This window comes from Microbacterium galbinum, assembly GCF_023091225.1.
In the GTDB taxonomy this organism is placed as follows: domain Bacteria; phylum Actinomycetota; class Actinomycetes; order Actinomycetales; family Microbacteriaceae; genus Microbacterium; species Microbacterium galbinum.
Genome location: NZ_JAHWXM010000001.1, coordinates 173,609 through 191,694, shown reverse-complemented (window position 1 = coordinate 191,694; position 18,086 = coordinate 173,609). Strand labels below are relative to the sequence as shown.

The window sequence follows — 18,086 nt, the reverse complement described above, 5'->3', positions numbered from 1 at the left end:
CCGGACGGCGGTCTCGATCGAGCGAGCGGATCAGCCCTTGACGACGAAACTCACGATCTTGGGCGCGCGCACGATGACCTTGACGATCTCCTTGTCACCGATCGCTCGGATCACGCGCTCATCGCCGCGGGCGAGAGTTTCGAGCTCCGCCTCGCCGATGCGTGCGGAGACCTCGAGCTGAGCGCGCACCTTGCCGTTGACCTGCGCGACGGCGGTGATGGTGTCTTCGACCAGCAGCGCCGGGTTCGCCGAACGCCACGTGACGAGACCCACGGAGGGCTCGTGTCCGAGGATCTCCCACATCTCCTCCGCCGTGTGCGGGGCGATGAGGTCGAGCATCACGGCGACGGTCTCGGTGGCTTCGCGCACCGCCGGGTCGGCAGCACCGTTCGCACCGTTGTCGATCGTCTTGCGGATGGTGTTCACCAGCTCCATCAGGCGGGCGACGAGCACGTTGAACTTGGTCTGCTCGACGAGCGCCGGGGCCTCGGACAGGAGCTTGTGCGTCGTGCGGCGCAGCGCCGCATCACCACCGTCGAAGACGACGTCGACCGGGCTCGAGACCTCGCGCGCGATGCGCAGCGCCCGCGACAGGAACTTCTGGGCACCCGTCGTCGAGACGTCGGCCCAGTCCTTGTCGTCTTCCACGGGCCCCGCGAACGCCAGGCCCACGCGCAGTGCGTCGGCGCCGTGCGCGTCGAGCTCCTCCTGGAAGAGCACGAGGTTGCCCTTGCTCTTCGACATCTTCTGGCCGTCGAGCAGAACCATGCCCTGGTTGATCAGGTTCGAGAACGGCTCGGTGAAGTCGATCAGCCCCATGTCGAACAGCACCTTCGTGATGAAGCGTGCGTACAGCAGGTGCAGGATCGCGTGCTCGACCCCGCCGATGTAGGAGTCGACCGGAGCCCATCGTGCGGCCTGGGCCGGGTCGAAGGCGACCTGATCGCTGTTCGGCGACAGGAAGCGCAGGAAGTACCACGAGCTGTCGACGAAGGTGTCCATCGTGTCGGGGTCGCGCAGCACGGGCTCACCGGTGGCCGGGTCGACCGTGCGCACCCAGCCCTCGGCACCGCCCAGGGGCGAGGTGCCCTTCGGCTTGAGATCGAGGCCCTCGATGCTCGGCAGACGAACCGGCAGCTTGTCCTCCGCGACCGGGATGATGCTGCCGTCTTCGGCGTGCAGCATCGGGATCGGCGTTCCCCAGAACCGCTGACGCGAGATCAGCCAGTCGCGCAGACGGTAGTTCTTCGCGGCGCGACCGGTGCCCGATGCCTCGAGCTGCTCGATCGCGCGGGCGATCGCGTTGCGCTTCGACAGGCCGTTGAGCTCGCCCGAGTTGATCAGACGCCCCTCACCCGTGAGCGCGATGCCCGTCGACGCGGGGTTCTGGTCGTCGAGCGCGCCGGTGTCGATCGGCACGCCCTCGTCGTCGACCTCGATGACCGGCATCGCTCCCGTGATGGGCGCCGTCGTATCGACGACGACCTTGACCGGCAGGTCGAACGCGCGGGCGAAGTCGAGGTCGCGCTGGTCGTGCGCGGGAACCGCCATGACCGCACCGTGACCGTAGTCGGCCAGTACGTAGTCGGCAGCCCAGATCGGCAGCTTCTCGCCGTTGACCGGGTTGATCGCGTAGCGCTCGAGGAAGACGCCCGTCTTGGGGCGATCCGTCGCCTGGCGGGCGATGTCGGTCTCCTTCTGCACCCCTTCGAGGTACGTCTGGAAGCGCTCGCGCACCTCGGCCGGAGCATCCGCCGCCAGCTCAGCGGCCAGGTCGGAATCGGGCGCGACGACGAAGAACGTGGCACCGTGCAGCGTGTCGGGGCGTGTCGAGAACACGGTGACCGGCTCGTCACGGCCCTCGATACGGAAGTCGACGTCGGCGCCGACCGAGCGGCCGATCCAGTTGCGCTGCATCTGCAGCACCTTGTGCGGCCAGAAGCCCTCGAGCTGGTTGAGGTCGTCGAGCAGACGATCGGCATAGTCGGTGATGCGGAAGTACCACTGCGTCAGCTTCTTCTTGACGACCTCGTAGCCGCAACGGTCGCAGCGACCGTCGACGACCTGCTCGTTCGCCAGCACCGTCTGGTCGTTGGGGCACCAGTTGACGGCGCTCTTCTTGCGGTAGGCGAGACCGCGCTCGTGCATCTTCAGGAACAGCCACTGGTTCCAGCGGTAGTACTCGGGGTCGGACGTGTGCAGCACGCGCGACCAGTCGAACGAGACGCCGTACGCCTGGAATCCGACCTTCTGCTGCGCGATGTTCTGATACGTCCACTCGCGCGGGTCGGCGCCCTGACGGATCGCCGCGTTCTCGGCGGGCAGCCCGAAGGAGTCCCACCCGATCGGGTTCAGGACGTTGTGCCCGCGGTGACGCCAGAAGCGCGCCACGATGTCGGAGTACAGGTAGTTCTCGGCGTGCCCCATGTGCAGGTCGCCGGACGGGTACGGGAACATCGCGAGCACGTAACGCCGGGGGCGCGTGTCGTCATCACCGCCGGTGAGGAACGTCTCGTTCTCCGCCCAGTACTTCTGCCACTTGGCCTGGATGGCATGAGCCGACGACGTCTCGTCCTCGGCGGGAGCGGTGGACAGGTTCTCAGACAACGAACGCACGACCAATCTGAAAGGAAAATCGGGATCAGTTCAGGATATCGGAACCCCAGGCCCCGGGCAGGACAGCGCCCAGCGCCGCGAGCGGCGCACGCGCTTTGGTCGCGACCTCGGCGACCTCGGCCGCGGCATCCGATCCCCAGGTGATCCCGCCACCGGCGCCGACGGTCGCCCGCTCGCCATCGATCACGATGCTGCGGATGACCATCGCGAGATCGACGGCGCCGTCGATTCCGATGTACCCGAAGCATCCGGCGTAGATCCCGCGCGGGCCGCCTTCGAGCGCGTGCAGGCGCGTCATGGCCGAGAGCTTCGGGGCCCCGGTCATGCTGCCCGCGGGGAATGCGGCGTCGAGGAGTGAACCGACGGTCGCACCGGGCGCCGGCGCGCCGCTGACCGTGCTCACGAGCTGGTGCACCGCGGGATAGCTCTCCACGACCCACAGCCCCTCCACGCGGATGGACCCTGCGACGCAGACGCGGGAGAGATCGTTGCGCATGAGGTCGACGATCATGACGTTCTCGGCGCGTTCCTTGGGGTTGACGGCGAGCTCGGCGGCGAGAGCGGCATCCTCGATCGGATCCGCGGATCGCGGCCGCGTGCCCTTGATGGGTCGCGTGCGGATGACGCCGTCCGCGGCGAGGAGGAACTGCTCGGGGCTCGCGCTCAGCAGCGCACGCCCCTGGATCCGAACGAAACCTCCGTGGTGCGCGGGCGTCGCGGCGCGCAGTCGCGCGTAGACCGCGACCGCATCGCCGACACCGGAAGCCGAGAAGCGCGTCGTGAGGCAGAGCTGATACGCGATCCCTTGCCGGATCAGGTCACGGCAGCGCTCGATGAGGCTCGCGTACTCCGCCGGTTCGTGCCGGGCCTCGGCCACGACACCGGCGACCGGCGCCTTCGGCAGGTCGGGAAGAGCGGATGCCGCGACCGCCGCCTCCTCGACGAAGGACTCCCACTCGGCGAAGTCTCCCTCGGTCTGCACCCACACCCGCCGACGCGCATGGTCGAACGCGGCGAAACGCCGCACACGCATCCACGACGCCCGGTCATCCGCGTCGCCGCCGTCGGTCGGGGCACCGGCCGCGGCCGCCCCGGTCTCGTAGTCGTGCCAACCCACCCATCCGCCGCGGAACGGCGGTCGTTCATCGTCGGCCGCTCCCCCGTCGGCGGGAGCGCCGCGGACCTCCCCGAGCGCCACATCAGCGGGCAGCGCCGACGGTTCGCCGACACCGACGAAGCTCCACCCGTTCGCCGTATCGGGACCCGCGTCGAGCCAGAACACCTCCGGCGACGAGGCGTCGAGAACACGGAAGACGTCAATGGGCTCGACCCAGACGGAAAGGGGACGAGCGGGTGGACGATGGGGCACCTTGTCAGCCTAGAACCTGGCCGCTCCCGTATTCTCGTGCTGTGGATGACCTCTTGACCTGGCTGTTCGAATTCATCCGTTCGATCGACCCCGTCACCCGCACTCTCATCGCCGGCGTCGCCGTCATGCTCGAGACCAGCGTCCTCATCGGACTCATCGTGCCCGGCGACACCGTCGTGATCATGGCCTCGATCGGCGTCCGAGGTCCGGTCGAGGCGACCGCGATGGTGATCGCCGTCGTCATCGGCGCGCTGATCGGCGAGAGCATCGGTTTCGCCCTGGGTCGCTGGCTCGGCCCCCGCATCCGCACGTCGTGGCTCGGGCGCCGGATCGGCGAGAAGAACTGGGTGCGTGCCGAGCGCTATCTGCAACGCCGCGGTGGAATCGCGATCTTCCTCTCGCGATTCCTGCCCGTGCTGCACTCCCTCGTGCCCCTCACGGTCGGCATGAGCGCCTACTCGTACCGGCGTTTCCTGGCGTGGACGGCTCCCGCCTGCGTGATCTGGGCGGTCGCGTACGTCAGTGTCACCTCTCTCGCCGCGCTGACCTTCGACGAGATGGTCGATCGCGTGCACTACGCCGGATACATCTTCGTCGGCATCATCGTCGTCTTCCTCGTCGTGGTCTACCTCGGCAAGAAGCTCCTCGAGCGCTCGGAAGCCCGCCACCTCGAGGCCCACGACACGGAACCCGAGGCGGACGTGAAAGACTGAGCCAATGGCTTCCGCACCCCCGGCGCCCCGGATCCACTGGTTCGCCCGACTCGAACACCGCTTCCATGTGTGGCGTGAAGTTCGTGCGCGCAAGCGGGGTCGCACCGCGACGGTCGTGCCGTTCCCGGGCTATGGCGGACCCGGCTGGGTGCGCGTCGTCGGGCGCGTCCTGATCGTGCCGCCGCAGCGACGCGGCAAGGATGGGGAGCTCGCGAGCATCCGCGGCTGGCGAAGCTTCGTCGGGATCCCGGTGAGCTTCGCGAAGGTCTCGGTGCACGTCGGCGACACGGTTCACCAGGTCGTCGCCGATCGCGGCGGCGTCGTGGACGCCGTGATCCACGCGGATCTCGACGCCGGATGGCAGACGTTCCGCGTGTCGACGGAAGAGCAGGAGCCGGTCGAGGCGACCGCCTTCGTCGTCGGCGAGTCCACCACGTTCGGGGTCGTCTCCGACGTCGACGACACCGTGATGGTGACCGCTCTGCCGCGTCCGTTCATCGCGTTCTGGAACTCCTTCGTGCTCGACGAGCACGCCCGCATCCCCGTGCCCGGCATGGGAGTGCTCCTCGACCAGTTGCTGCGCCAGCACCCCGGCGCTCCGATGGTGTACCTGTCGACCGGCGCATGGAACATCGCGCCGACGCTCCGTCGCTTCCTGAGCCGCCACCTCTTCCCCGCCGGTTCCATGCTCCTCACCGACTGGGGCCCCACGCACGACCGCTGGTTCCGCAGCGGCCGTGAGCACAAGCTCACCAACCTGCGTCGGCTCGCCGACGAGTTCCCGCACGTGCGCTGGCTGCTCATCGGCGACGACGGGCAGCATGACGAGGCCATCTACTCGACCTTCCTCGAGGAGCATCCCGAGTCCGTCGCCGGCGTGGCGATCCGTCGTCTGCTCCCCGCAGAGGCCGTTCTCGCCGGTGGGCGCACGGATGCCGAGCCGCACGGCGACGAAGACGTGCCGTGGGTCAGCGCCGAGGACGGCGCCGGACTCCGCGACCGGCTCGGCGACGCCGGCATCCTGGACTGACATGTCCCTCCCCCTGGACGAGGTCGACTGGCGCGCGCGGGAGCACGCCCACCAGGAGCGCGCCGACGCCCTGACCGCCGAGCACCGCTCGCGCGCCGCGGCCGGGGAGAAGCACCCCGTGTGGGACTTCCTCTTCACCTACTACTCGTACAAGCCCGCGCAGGTGCGTCGCTGGCATCCCGGCGCGGGCGTCGAGCTCGCCGACGCTGCGGAACGCGCGGGCTGGCGTTGGTACGCCGCGGGATCGGCTCCCGGCAGCGTCGTGCCCGACGCTCCGGCTTTCGCGCGCGAGAAGCCGGAACTCGCGGGACTCGTCGAACGGATGCTGCGCCGCACCGCTTCACGGCCCGGACAGTTCGGCTGCTTCGGTCTGCACGAGTGGGCCATGGTCTACCAGGCGGACGAGCACCGCCATCCCGTGCCGCTCCGGCTGGGACGAGAGGGCACCGACGCGGTGGTCGAGGCGCACGATCTGCGCTGCACCCACTTCGATGCCTTCCGCTTCTTCACTCCCGAGGCCGTGCCCCTCAACCGCTCGGCGCTCACGCGCGAGGAGCAGCCGCTGTTCGAGCAGCCGGGCTGCCTGCACGCGGGGATGGACCTCTACAAGTGGGCGACCAAGCTCGGTCCCCTCGTTCCCGGCGACCTGCTGCTCGATGCGTTCGAGCTCGCGCGCGACATCCGTCTGCTCGACATGCAGGCCGCCCCCTACGACCTCTCGGCCTGGAACGTCGAGCCGGTGCCGATCGAGACGAGCGAGGGCAAGGCGGACTACGTGCGCCGCCAGCGGGTCTTCGCCGACCGCGGTGCGGCATTGCGCACGGCGCTGCTCGACGCGTGGCTCGGCGATGCGGATACCGCGGCCGCGTAAGGCGAGTTCAGCCGGCGGGCGTGCAGTCCTCGCACACCGACCAGTCGGCGGTGTCGGCGGCCAGCTCGAGGCGCAGCTCCCTGACGCGCGTCGCCGCATCGGCGAGTCGCTCTGCCGGCAGGTCGCCGGACTCCACGGCGGCGACCAGTCCCGCGACCATTCGACCGGCGGTCTCGGGCGTGGACCCCGCGATCATGAGCACGAGGTCGTTGCCCGCGGCGATCGCGGCGACGCCGTTCGCCACCGGATCCGCGTAGGCGGGGTCGCCCGACGAGAGCAGCATGCCCAGATCGTCGGTCACCATGACGCCGTCGAACCCGAGTTCCTCGCGAGCGATCCGATGCCACTCGGCCGACATCGACGCGGGCGCGGCATCGACCGCGGTGTAGGCGAGGTGTCCGAACATCAGCAGCGAGGCACCCGCATCGATCCCGGCGGCGAACGGGGGCTCGTCGGCCGTGCGCCACTGCTCCTTCGACATCGGCGTCGTCGGGATCGCGTGATGCGAATCCCCCTCCGCCGCTCCGTGTCCCGGGAAGTGCTTGAGGGTCGAAGCGAGGAACTCCTCCTGCGCCGTCGTCGCCGCCGCGACGCGCTCCGAGGCCGACGACGGGTCGGTGCCGAGAGCCCGCCCGTAGATGAAGGATGCGGAATCCGCGGTGACGTCGGCGACGGTGCCGAAGTTGACATTGACCCCGGCGCGGGCGACCAGTGAGGCCCGTGCCGTGAAGGCATCCGTCGTGTCCTCCACCGGCGCGGACTTCAGAGTCGTCGATGCCGCGAACGCGTCGGACGGCAGACGCGAGACGATTCCGCCCTCCTGGTCGATCGCGATCAGCGGAGGAAGCGACTCGTCGACCGTCAACGCGGAGGTGAGCGCGCGCAGTTCCGGCTCGGTGGCGGGAATGTTCGAGCCCATCAGGATGAAGCCGCCGAGTCCCTGCTGCATGTACGCGTGGAGTGCCGCGGGATCCGCCACCGGGATGTGTCCCATCACGACGCTCGCCGCCTGCTCGGCGACGCTCATGCCGCGCACCTCTGCCTCCGCGCGCGCAGCGGGTCCGAGAGCCGCCGGGGTCGCGGCATCCGTCTGCAGACGAAGAGCGGTCGGCCGCGGATCATCCGATGGCGTCTGCGCCGCCGCCGGTGCCGCGACCGCCGCCACCGCGAGGGCGGCGACGGTCGCGAGCATCCAGCGACGCAGCGCTCTCATCCGATCAGCTCAAAGCCTCGGCGATGGGCAGGGCGGCGTCGGCCGAACCGTTGCCGAACCGGATGGTGCGCCCGAACGTCGACGGCTCGACGAGCGCGGCAGCGATGACCGCGGCGACATCCGCACGCGACACCTCGCCCTTGCCCTCGGGGTCGAGCACGATGCGACCGGTCGGGTCGTCGAACGTGAGGGTGCCGGGGCCGAGGATCGTGCCGTCGAGATCGGTGGAGCGCAGGTGCTCGTCGGCCGCCCACTTCGCATCGGCGTAGGCGAAGAAGCCGTCGCTCTCGGGCACGCCGTGGTCGGCGGTCGAGCCGATCCACGACACCATCACGTAGCGGCGGACTCCCGCGACCTCGGCCGCGTCCATCGAGCGGATCGCGGCATCGCGGTCGACCGCATAGGTGCGCTGCGCGTCTCCCCCACCGGCGCCGGCCGACCAGACGACCGCGTCCTGACCGCGGATCAGATCGGCGATCCCCGCGACATCGAGCGACTCGATGTCGGCCACGAGCGGACGCGCGCCCGCGGCTTCGACGTCGGCGATGTGCTGGGGGTTGCGGATGACGGCGGTCACCTCGTCGCCGCGGGCGACCAGGAGCGGGGCGAGCAGCAGGGCGATACGGCCGTGCCCTCCGAAGACGATGATGCGGGACATGCGATTCTCCTCACTCCGGCAGCTGAGAGCTGTCGATCACGAAAGCTTGCGGATGGCTCGGAAGGTAGCGTACGACCACACCCTGACCGCCCGGTATGTACGCATCGCGATCGGGGAAGACGGCCGGGCTGAAGAAGTTGCTCTCGAGGGTGTACTCCACCCCGTCGCCCGTGGTGAAGGTGACCCAGTCGCCGTCGAGCGTTCCGACGGTCGGGCGGCCGTTGTCGTAGATGTACGCGCGCGTGACCGGCACACCGGTCAGGCTCAGGATGCCGATGACGAGGTTCGCGAGCATCACGAAGGCGAGGATGCGGAACAGCACGCGCACGGTCGTTCCGCCGATGTCGCGGCGCGTCGCGCCGCCCTCCGGGAGGAGACCCTCGCGCTCCCGCACACGGCGCAGCGCCGCACCCGGACTCGTGCGTTTCGCCGAGATCGCGAACAGCCCGAGGATCGAGAAGCCGGCGATGAAGACCATCGCGTAGGCGTGGGACGCAGGGAAGTTCAGCAGCCAGAACAGGGTGTCGAGGGGGTTCATCGCCCGGCCTCCTTCTCGATCGTCACGGCCACGGTCTGCGGATCCTCCCGGCGATAGAACGCCCAGATCGGGGCGCCGACCTGCAGATGCGGGATCGCCTGCGGATACACGAACACCGTGGTGTCGGCCTCCCAGGTCTCCCCTCCCTCGGGCGCGAGCAGCACCCGCAGCGCGAGTTCGGACTGGCCTTCACGACGGCGCCCGGTGGGCCGGATCTCGAGAACGGATGCCGGAACCTGCGTACCGGTCGTGCGCGCCCGCACCTGGCTCGGGTCGATCAGTCCGCGGTCGATGCGCCATTGCAGCAACGCCTCGCTCACCGCCGGATCGGACGGATCCACGAGTTCGAGGGCGTCGTGGTCGCCGGGCCGGTATCGCACCGCGAACGGTTGTCCGACCTGCAGCGCCCCCACGTCGGCGAGCGGCACGAGGGTGCGCAGCTGTGCCACGAAGTCGTCGCCATCGGTCGGGGTCACGCGGAGGAAGATGTCGTACTGAGGCACGTCGTTGATGGTCGTTCCCGTGGTCTCGACCTCGACGATGCGTCCGATACCGATCCGTGCGTCACCCGCGCGTGCGAGTCGTCGGCGGGCAGGGCCGAGCATCACGCCCCCGAAGGTGAGGAGAAGCCCCCAGGCCACGCCGATCATGATCGGGGCACCGAGGCTGTCGCCCCCGAAAGGGAGTATCGACTGCCGCTGATCGATTCCGAAGAGCCCCTCGCCCGTCCAGATCACCAGCCAGGCGGTGAGCAGCAACCAAACGATCAGCAGTGCGAGGCGAAGCATGCCTTCAGCGTATCGAGGGAACGTTCGCCAGCGCTCGCCGCACTCCGGTCGCGGCAGAGCGCCCTGCACGGTTCGCCCCGATCGTGCTCGCCGAGGGCCCGTAACCCACGAGCTGGATCCGGGGATCGGCGACGGCCGTCGTTCCCCGTCCGCCACGATCGAGCTGGATGCCTCCCGCGGCGCTGCGCAGGTGCAGCGGGGCGAGGTGACCGATCGCGGGCCGGAACCCGGTCGCCCACAGGATCGCGTCGACTCGCTCGAACGATCCGTCGGCCCAGCGCACGCCGTCGGGTTCGATACGCGTGAACATGGGTCGCCGTGCAGAGTATGCTCCCAGGCGCTCGGCTTCTCGCTCCTGTTCGCGGAGCATGAGCCCGGTGACGCTCACGACGCTCTGCGGCGGCAGCCCCTGCGCGACGCGCTGCTCGACGAGTGCGACTGCAGCCGCGCCCGCCTCGGGCGTGAAGTCGTCGGTGCGCCAGACCGGCTCGCGCCGCGTCACCCAGAGGGTGTCGGTGATCGGGGCGAGCGCGCCGAGGAACTGGACAGCGGATGCCCCGCCCCCGACCACGAGAACGCGCTTCCCTCGGAAGTGCTCGGGGCCAGGGTAATCGATCGTGTGCAGCTGCTCGCCGAGGAACGTCTCCATGCCCGGGTAGTGCGGCAGGAACGGATGCGTCCAGGTGCCGGTCGCGTTCACCAGGGTGCGCGAGCGCCACTCCCGCTCCCCTGCTCGTGTCACGAGCACGCCGTCCTCGTCGTCCACGCGATCGACCGTGACGGGGCGGATGATCGGAAGGACATGGGTTCGCTCGTAGGCGGCGAAGTAGGCGGGGACGACGATGTTCGCGCGCTGGCCGTCACGCGGGGGCGGAGTGTCGCCCGGGAGCTCTGCGACCCCGTGCACGTCGCGCATCGTCAGGGCATCCCATCGGTGCTGCCAGGCTCCGCCCGGCTCGGCGTCGGAATCGAGCACCACGTGCGAGATGCCGAGCCGCGTCAGGTGGTACGACGCCGACAGTCCGGCCTGACCCGCGCCGATCACGATGCTGTCGAGGATGCTCACGCTGACGTGAACGTGCGGGCACCCGCCGTTGTTCCCCCGGGGCTCTCGTACCTGTTCCGCATCACGACGCGCCCGGGCGGCTCGCGCCGATTGGTGTTGAGCTCGCGACCTGTAGTACGCTTTTCGAGTTGCCCCGGTCAGTCCGGAGCGATTCTGGGCCTGTGGCGCAGCTGGTAGCGCACCTGCATGGCATGCAGGGGGTCAGGGGTTCGAGTCCCCTCAGGTCCACCGAAGATGGGAAGCCCCGCGAGAGATAGCGGGGCTTTTCTCATGCCTCCCTCAGATCGCAGAGAACCCTCGCGACGATGTCATCCGGCGACTCGTGCGGCCCGACGCGCTCTTCGTCGATCCCGGTCAGTGGAGCCCACCCGTCATACCATTCGCGCATTTGGCCAGCGCCGAACGCGCTTCGAAGCGCGCGCGTCTCATGGCGCCGAACCGTCTCCTCGAACCCCACATCGAACTGATAGAAGCGCGTGACGCCGGGGTGATCCCGCCGTAGCCGATCGAGCATCGAATCGTAATCACGCAGGTTCAGCACTCCTTCGAGGATCACGTCGTAGCCGAGGTCGATCGACTCACGCGCGACTGCGTAGATGAGCGGCGCAGCATCAGCGGACACCGAGCCTCGATCGGCGTCGGAGAGGAGCTCACGACGGAAGTAGTCCTGATGGATCAGGGCGGTGCGTCCGCCGAGTTGCCGACGTAACGCCAGCGCCGTCGTCGTCTTTCCCGACGCCGAGTCACCCCGCAAGACGACCAGGCGCGTGGTTGCCGTTCCGAACCGCGCTAGACCCCCGCTCTTGTCCGGCATGTCTGTCACAACGCAGCCGCCTCAGGGATGCTGCCGTGCATCGCATCACGCCAGAGCCAGCGAAGCGCATCCGGCAGCAGGACGCCCGCGTGGTTCGGGCTGTGCCCGCCATCACCCAGCACGAGCCGGAAGTCGTAACCCCCACGTGCAAGCGCGGCCGTGACCTCGAGATTCTCCGCGAGCTGATTCATCTGCGGCTGATCCCATCCGTCGTCACGATGGGCCGCCTGAAGGAAGAACCGCACGTTCCTCCGCGGCTCGGTCGCGATCAGATGCGGAAACGGATTGCCCCCGGGGATCTGGGCGAAGCTCGATACGAACGCGATGACGCGCGAGAACGCGTCGGGCCGCTGCCAAGCGGCCGTGAACGCGGCGTTCCCACCCGAGCTGCCACCGCAGATCCCGCGCCATCCCGGATCCACGGAGATCCGGAAGCGCGATTCGACGATCGGAAGAACCTCCGTCGTCAGAAATGTCGCGTAACGCCCGTCGAAGGCGTCGTACTCGACGTTGCGGTTCTTCGGGTGTCCCGAGTCGCGCACGACCCCGGGGTCGATGAAGAGACTGATGGTCACAGGTATCTCCCCGTGCTCGATCAGATTGTCGAGCACTGTTCCGGCGCGAATCTCCCCCTCGGGATCCAAGTACCACCAGCCATCGTTGAACACCATCAGTGCCGCATCGCGCTCACCGTCGTACGCGCTCGGCACGTGGATCCAGCATCGTCGCACGGTTCCGGGGAAGACGGTGCTCTCGTCGATCGTGAACTCGATGACCTCGCCAGGGGCGGTCCGGGCGCTCCGCTGACTGTCGGGACCGTACGCATAACGCACGTCGGCGAGGTCGACGGGAAGCTCACGGAAAGGGATCACGGATGTCATCGTCGCCACGATAGCGACGGAACGATCCTCGCGAAAGAGTCTGCATAGATCCTGTTTCCTGTAGGATTTGGCTCACCATGCCCCTCGCAACGATGCAGGATCTGCCATGAACGCCGAGCCGCTCCCCCCGCTACGGATCTCTCACGCCCCGGTCGGACCACGCCACTCGGCGGCGCTATCGTCGATGCGGGTCCCCCGGACCGGATACCTCGCCGTCTCACTCCTCTGCCCGCTCCCGAACGTCATCGCCCTTCTCGGGCTGAGCGGTCGGCGCCGCAGGAAGGAGGTGCCATCTCCGTTGAGTCGATGACGACCACCCCTCTCCCCCTCTGGCAACGACACGAAGGACGACGATGTCTCGCACGGATTCCCCCACCACCCCCACGAAGAAGAACTCGATGCTCGGCGTCGGCGCCGCAGCCCTCGTCGGCTCGGCCCTCGAGTGGTACGACTTCTACCTGTACGGCACGGCCGCAGCGCTGGTCTTCAACCGGATCATCTTCGTGAATTCCGACCCCGTCGTGGCCACGCTCGCCGCCTTCGCGACCTTCGCTGTCGGTTACCTCATCCGTCCCCTGGGCGGTCTCATCTTCGGCCGAATGGGCGACACCCTCGGCCGCAAGCGCGTGCTCGTGCTGACACTGCTGATCATGGGCGTCGCGACGTTCCTGATGGGGCTCACCCCCTCCTACGAGCAGATCGGCATCTGGGCACCGATCATGCTGATCGTCCTCCGCCTCGTGCAGGGCATCGGTGCCGGAGCCGAGTTCGGCGGGGCGGCCATCTTCTCGGTCGAGCACGCCGACCCGCGACGCCGCGGCCTGCACGGCGCCTGGCCGTCGGCCGGCGTCTACCTCGGTCTGCTGATGGCTTCGGGTGTCTTCGCCGTCGTCACCCAGCTGCCCGAGGATCAGTTCCTCGCCTGGGGCTGGCGCATCCCGTTTCTGCTCAGCGCCGTCGTCGTGATCGTGGCGTTGATCATCCGTCTCCGCCTCGCCGAGAGCCCCGCATTCGTCGCGATGCAGTCGGACGAGCACGCCCCCGTCTCCCCGGTGAGGACCGTCTTCGCGCAGGAGAAGACCGGCATGCTCACCCTCTTCCTCGCTCAACTGCCCCAGAACGTCGTCTCGTCGATCAACCTCGCCTTCATCACCGCGTACCTGGTCGGAAACCTGCAGCTGTCGGCATCCGTCGGCCCCATCGCCACGACGATCGGCACGGCCGTGACGATGGTGCTGCTGCCCGTGTTCGGCGCCCTTTCCGACCGGATCGGCCGACGTCCGGTGATCCTGTTCGGCATCGTCTTCTCAGGGATCTTCGCGTTCCCGTACTTCTGGCTCATCGGCGGCGGGGAGGCACCGGCACTGGTCGTCGTGGCGATCGTGCTGAGCCTGGGCCTCGGGGTGGGCGCGATGTTCGGCCCCCAGGCGGCCTACTTCGCCGAGCTCTTCACCGGCGGCGCTCGGTTCACGGGCCTCGCGTTCTCGCGGGAACTTGCCGGTGCCGTCAGCGCGGGCACGACACCGCTGATCGCCGTGGCCCTCGTCGCGGCGACCGGCGGTGCGACCTGGGCGGTCTCGCTGTTCATCGTCGCGGCCTGCGTCGTGGGAGCGATCGCGGTCTTCTTCGGCGGCGAGACTCGTGGGCGCCGGATGAGCGCGACGACCGTCGCCGATCTGAAGGCATCCACCGGGTCGTTCGAGCGCTGACGCTGCGGGTCGTCGTTCGGATGCCGTGAGCGATGTCGTGCGGCGACGAGCACGAACGACGACCCGAAGTCAACGATCTCGACCGTCACACCGTCGGGCGGGACGATGATCTCCCGCACTCGAGACAGGAGATCAGATGAGCACCCCCGATTCGCCCGAGACCGACGACCCGCGCACCTACGACGGCCCGGATTCCGACATCGCCGCAGGGAACATCACCGACGCGGACTTCACCACCGACGCTCCGGAAGGCACATCCCCCGAGGATGAGGCGGACGCGGACGCGGACGGCGGAGCATAGGAGGGCTTCGACTCTGCCTGCCGTACGGGGCGTGCTGAGCGCAAGGGGGAAGACGATGTCGGCGGCACGCCCTAACGTTCACGTTGTGAACGATCCTGATCAGCACCCCGACGACGTCCTCTGGGCGTGCGTCGAAGACGGATTCCATGTCGGCAGCCGCGGTGGGGACTTCCTCGGTTACGTCGACCGGCGGGCGGACGGGCAGTACGCCGCTTTCGATGCGCGATCGCGGGAGATCGGCGCGTTCGCGTCGCTCCACGAGGCGACGGATGCCGTCACCGCCTCGTCGACGCCGAGCACGCCCCTGTCCACCGCGGGCGACGAACTCGTCGGAGGTGACAGATGAGCGCCGACCTGATCTCCGTCGTCTACACGAGCACCGCGTCGCAGCCGTTCCGCAGCTCCGCTCTCGAAGACCTCCTCACGACCTGCCGACGCCTGAACACGCAGAGAGGTGTCACCGGCATGCTCCTCTACCGCGACGGGCGGTTCATCCAGATCCTCGAGGGGGCGCCCGACGTCGTCGATCTTCTCGTCGAGACGATCCGTCGCGACCATCGCCACCACGACCTCCGGATCCTTCTGCGCGACGGGATCGCGGAGCGTCGCTTCAGCGACTGGACCATGGGTTACCGGCCCCTCCGCGATTTCTCCGGCGGCATCCCCGAGGGGTACCGGGATTCGTTCGACGACCTCGACGAGGGAGCGGATGCCGAGACCGCTCGGCGGGCGCTGGCCGAGTTGACGCTGTGGTTCCGCGTGCGGTCCGTCCCCTCCGTCACCCGTGCATAGCGTCGTACCCGGATCGGAACGACGGGAACTCGAGCGGCCCGACGACCCTGCGAAGGAGTGCACCGTCCAACACATGGCCCGAATCGCGGTGAGCCCCGGCATCCGGCGGCGGCTCCACACCGAGTAGATCGGCGATGTAGGTCACGACCTCGCCGAGCCGGACCGGCTCTTCGTCGACGGCGTGCAGGAGCACGGGTGGAGAGGCCATGCGCAGAAGCGTGTCGATCGTGCGGACGAGATCGCTCTCATGGATGCGGTTGGTCCAGCGCCGATAGTCCACCTCCGCGTGATCCCGCACGCGGCGGATCAAGAAGTCCCTGCCCGGGCCGTAGATGCCCGCAGGGCGGAGCACGACCGCAGACAACAGCTCCTGCGCGGCGAGCTCTCCATCGCGGATCGCCTTCGAGCGCTCGGTCTGCGGGTGCGGCAGCGTGCGCTCCGTCAGCACACGGTCGGGCTCCTCGCCCGCGAAGACGCCCGTCGAGGACACGAACACCGTGCGCTCCGGGATCGCCGGCAGCGCACGGACGATATGGCCGAGCGCTACGCGGTACGCGTCGACCCCCTCTCCCGGCGGAAGGGTGACGACCAGCGAATCGATCGCCGGAAGCTCGACGGGCAACGGCGATGCGACGTCTGCCTCGATACCGATCACGCCGGCGGGCAGGTCGGATGCCGAGCGGCGAAGCGCGAACACCTCGCTCCCGTCCGCGATCAACGAGGGGGCCAGCCGGGCGCCGAGCTTGCCGAATCCGACGAGCAGGGTGCGTCGAACCGGCCTCGTCTCGTGAGCGGGAAAGGTGTTCATCCCTCCAACCTGCCACAGAGCGTCAGGGGCGGTTGCTAGGTTGGACACTCACGGTGCGCGAGCGCCGGCGAACGGGAGGAAACCGATGGGACTGTTCCGACGACCGGAGATGCCGAAGCCCGCCGAGCCGGGGCTCTGGTCCCGAGGGTTCGGTGTCGTCGCGACCCGCAGCCTGCAGACCCTGATCGTGCTCGCTCTCGTCGCCGTCGGCGTGCTCGTGATCACGCAGCTCTCTCTCGTCTTCATCCCCGTGACGATCGCGCTGATCCTCGCGAGTGCGATCCATCCGCTCGTCGCCCTGATGCGCCGTCGCGGGATGCCGTCGATCCTCGCCACCTGGATCGCCTTGATCGGCATCCTCGCCGTGCTCGGCGGCGTCGTCTGGGTGATCGTGCTGACCGTGCGATCGCAGTGGGACGACCTCGTCGACTCCGCCACCGACGGCATCGCACAGGTCACCGACTGGCTCGGCACCCTCCCGTTCGACTTCGGGGCCATCGACCTCGACGATGTCTGGGCCAACGCGCAGGACTTCCTCACGAGCGCCTCGTTCGGTCAGGGCGCCCTGGCCGGTGTCTCGGCCACCGCGAGCTTCTTCACCGGCCTCGCGCTGATGATCGTCGTGCTGTTCTTCTTCCTCAAGGACGGCCCCCGCATCTGGGAGTTCCTGCTGCGCCCCTTCACCGGCGAGAGCTACGAGCGGGCGCGCCGGATCGGTGACAAGACCGTCGACGTGTTCGGCGGCTACATCCGCGGCACGTCGATCGTCGCCGCGGCCGACGCGCTGGGTATCGGCATCGGCCTCGCGATCCTGCAGATCCCGCTCGCGATCCCGCTCGCCGTGATCGTCTTCCTCACCGCCTTCATCCCCCTGGTCGGCGCGACGGCCGCCGGCATCCTCGCCGCTCTCGTGGCCCTCGTGACGCACGGCCCGGTGGCGGCGCTGATCGTGGTCGGCATCGTGGTGCTCGTCAACCAGCTCGAAGGCAACTTCCTGCAGCCGGTCGTCATGGCGCGGTCGCTCAAGCTGCATGCCCTCGTCATCCTGCTGGCCCTGACCGCGGGCACGATCCTCGGCGGCATCGTCGGCGCCGTGCTCTCGGTACCGCTCGCCGCGGTCGCCTGGGGAATCATCACCGTGTGGGACGGACCGCACACGCCTGCTCGCCCCTTCCGCAAGAAGCGGTCCGAGACCGTCTGACGCGGGCCTCGACAGCCGACGAAGCAGTCCCCGTCCTTCGTCGGATGCCCCGTGCCGGGCGATGTGGGGAGATGGAGGAACGCAAGGACGACACCGGGAATCCTGCGTGGCTCTCCCCTCCACCCGGCACGAACGAAGGATCCCCTCATGGCTGTCACCGTCCGCTCCGACCTGGTGCTCTCCCACGCCGTCGTCACCTCCGATGTGACCGGCAACTTCGACGACGTCGACATCGAGTCCTGGCTCAAGAACCTGCCCACCCACGAGTACCAGCGCTGCGCGCCCGGCGACCACAAGGCGGCCGGCTACACGGTCGACGACGACGGCACGCCCATGTCGATCAACGTCGAGGTCATCGGCACCGGCCTCGTGATCCAGCAGTACCGCTACGAGGTCGCGAGCAAGCACTACTGCAAGATGGTGTCGATCTCCGACATCCTCACCCCGACCGGTTGGACCACCACGCAGGTGATCTGGGAGCTGGGCATGGAGCAGCTGGAGGGCGACCAGCTGCGCTACGTCAACACCGTCACCTCGCACCCGACCGAGGAGTTCCTCGAGTTCATCACGGCCAGCGGCGCGACGTTCGAAGAGGCCGCCGCGGCACGCCAGAAGGCCTCCGGTCAGCACTGCGAGCTCGAGACCCCGCACTACGCGCAGAGCATCATCGCGTACGCGAAGAGCAACCCGGCCACGGCCGCCGCCTGAGCGTTCCCGC

General features: G+C 68.6%; 19 protein-coding genes and 1 tRNA gene. 10 read left to right on the top strand and 10 right to left on the bottom strand.

From position 1 onward, the window contains the following. Positions 1–30 precede the first annotated feature (30 nt). Entirely contained in the window at positions 31–2,616 is a 2,586-nt protein-coding gene (gene leuS, locus KZC52_RS00950; protein WP_247622205.1) for a leucine--tRNA ligase, read from the bottom strand. A 25-nt stretch (positions 2,617–2,641) separates the two neighbouring features. After that, positions 2,642–3,985: an anthranilate synthase component I family protein gene (locus KZC52_RS00945; RefSeq protein ID WP_247622204.1), complete on the bottom strand. Its 1,344-nt coding sequence runs from the start codon at positions 3,983–3,985 to the stop codon at positions 2,642–2,644. A gap of 41 nt (positions 3,986–4,026) precedes the next feature. Here KZC52_RS00945 and KZC52_RS00940 point away from each other — a divergent pair, with 41 nt between their 5' ends. The 3 genes from KZC52_RS00940 to KZC52_RS00930 are packed head-to-tail and all read left to right on the top strand — an operon-like array spanning position 4,027 to position 6,599. After that, positions 4,027–4,698: a DedA family protein gene (locus KZC52_RS00940; RefSeq protein WP_247622203.1), complete on the top strand. Its 672-nt coding sequence runs from the start codon at positions 4,027–4,029 to the stop codon at positions 4,696–4,698. A gap of 4 nt (positions 4,699–4,702) precedes the next feature. Beyond that, positions 4,703–5,728 (top strand): App1 family protein phosphatidate phosphatase, encoded by a 1,026-nt coding sequence (locus tag KZC52_RS00935; protein WP_247622202.1) that lies wholly within the window; start codon positions 4,703–4,705, stop codon positions 5,726–5,728. 1 nt (position 5,729) lies between these two features. Then, a complete protein-coding gene (locus KZC52_RS00930; protein WP_247622201.1) occupies positions 5,730–6,599 on the top strand; it encodes a 3-methyladenine DNA glycosylase in 870 nt (289 codons plus the stop codon). 7 nt (positions 6,600–6,606) lie between these two features. Here the strand turns inward: KZC52_RS00930 and KZC52_RS00925 are convergent, their stop codons facing one another. Genes KZC52_RS00925 through KZC52_RS00905 form a run of 5 tightly spaced genes read right to left on the bottom strand, consistent with a single transcriptional unit; the run spans position 6,607 to position 10,862 of the window. After that, on the bottom strand, positions 6,607–7,812 hold the full coding sequence (locus KZC52_RS00925; RefSeq protein WP_247622200.1) for a glycoside hydrolase family 3 N-terminal domain-containing protein: 1,206 nt from the start codon (positions 7,810–7,812) through the stop codon (positions 6,607–6,609). Between the two features lie 4 nt (positions 7,813–7,816). Continuing rightward, the gene (locus tag KZC52_RS00920) at positions 7,817–8,470 is read right to left on the bottom strand and encodes an SDR family oxidoreductase (protein ID WP_247622199.1); all 654 of its coding nucleotides are present in this window, start codon (positions 8,468–8,470) and stop codon (positions 7,817–7,819) included. 10 nt (positions 8,471–8,480) lie between these two features. Further along, on the bottom strand, positions 8,481–9,008 hold the full coding sequence (locus KZC52_RS00915) for a hypothetical protein (protein ID WP_247622198.1): 528 nt from the start codon (positions 9,006–9,008) through the stop codon (positions 8,481–8,483). Continuing rightward, the gene (locus KZC52_RS00910; protein WP_247622197.1) at positions 9,005–9,796 is read right to left on the bottom strand and encodes a hypothetical protein; all 792 of its coding nucleotides are present in this window, start codon (positions 9,794–9,796) and stop codon (positions 9,005–9,007) included. Before KZC52_RS00910 ends, KZC52_RS00915 begins: the two co-directional genes overlap by 4 nt. A 4-nt stretch (positions 9,797–9,800) precedes the next feature. Continuing rightward, on the bottom strand, positions 9,801–10,862 hold the full coding sequence (locus KZC52_RS00905) for an NAD(P)-binding domain-containing protein (protein ID WP_247622196.1): 1,062 nt from the start codon (positions 10,860–10,862) through the stop codon (positions 9,801–9,803). A 155-nt stretch (positions 10,863–11,017) separates the two neighbouring features. On the opposite strand from KZC52_RS00905, the gene KZC52_RS00900 reads away from it, so the two are divergent. Then, positions 11,018–11,090 (top strand) — tRNA-Ala (locus KZC52_RS00900). Between the two features lie 40 nt (positions 11,091–11,130). On the opposite strand, the gene KZC52_RS00895 is transcribed toward KZC52_RS00900, so the two are convergent. After that, on the bottom strand, positions 11,131–11,676 hold the full coding sequence (locus KZC52_RS00895; RefSeq protein WP_247622195.1) for an AAA family ATPase: 546 nt from the start codon (positions 11,674–11,676) through the stop codon (positions 11,131–11,133). A gap of 5 nt (positions 11,677–11,681) precedes the next feature. After that, the gene (locus KZC52_RS00890; protein WP_247622194.1) at positions 11,682–12,557 is read right to left on the bottom strand and encodes an alpha/beta hydrolase; all 876 of its coding nucleotides are present in this window, start codon (positions 12,555–12,557) and stop codon (positions 11,682–11,684) included. A 353-nt stretch (positions 12,558–12,910) separates the two neighbouring features. Here KZC52_RS00890 and KZC52_RS00885 point away from each other — a divergent pair, with 353 nt between their 5' ends. From KZC52_RS00885 to KZC52_RS00870, 4 genes are all read left to right on the top strand, one after another. Then, a complete protein-coding gene (locus KZC52_RS00885; RefSeq protein WP_247622193.1) occupies positions 12,911–14,266 on the top strand; it encodes an MFS transporter in 1,356 nt (451 codons plus the stop codon). Positions 14,267–14,402: 136 nt separating this feature from the next. Continuing rightward, entirely contained in the window at positions 14,403–14,567 is a 165-nt protein-coding gene (locus KZC52_RS00880; protein WP_247622192.1) for a hypothetical protein, read from the top strand. A gap of 85 nt (positions 14,568–14,652) precedes the next feature. After that, positions 14,653–14,913: a hypothetical protein gene (locus tag KZC52_RS00875; RefSeq protein WP_247622191.1), complete on the top strand. Its 261-nt coding sequence runs from the start codon at positions 14,653–14,655 to the stop codon at positions 14,911–14,913. Further along, a complete protein-coding gene (locus tag KZC52_RS00870; RefSeq protein ID WP_247622190.1) occupies positions 14,910–15,359 on the top strand; it encodes a BLUF domain-containing protein in 450 nt (149 codons plus the stop codon). The genes KZC52_RS00875 and KZC52_RS00870 overlap by 4 nt, the downstream gene beginning before the upstream one ends. Here the strand turns inward: KZC52_RS00870 and KZC52_RS00865 are convergent. Beyond that, positions 15,346–16,167, bottom strand: a complete 822-nt coding sequence (locus KZC52_RS00865) for a Rossmann-fold NAD(P)-binding domain-containing protein (RefSeq protein ID WP_247622189.1) — start codon at positions 16,165–16,167, stop codon at positions 15,346–15,348. The genes KZC52_RS00870 and KZC52_RS00865 overlap by 14 nt on opposite strands. Positions 16,168–16,252: 85 nt before the next feature. Between KZC52_RS00865 and KZC52_RS00860 the strand changes: the two genes are divergently transcribed. After that, the gene (locus tag KZC52_RS00860; RefSeq protein WP_247622188.1) at positions 16,253–17,368 is read left to right on the top strand and encodes an AI-2E family transporter; all 1,116 of its coding nucleotides are present in this window, start codon (positions 16,253–16,255) and stop codon (positions 17,366–17,368) included. Positions 17,369–17,515: 147 nt separating this feature from the next. Next, complete coding sequence (locus tag KZC52_RS00855; RefSeq protein ID WP_247622187.1) at positions 17,516–18,076, top strand: hypothetical protein; 561 nt, start codon at positions 17,516–17,518, stop codon at positions 18,074–18,076. The last annotated feature ends 10 nt before the right edge of the window (positions 18,077–18,086 follow it).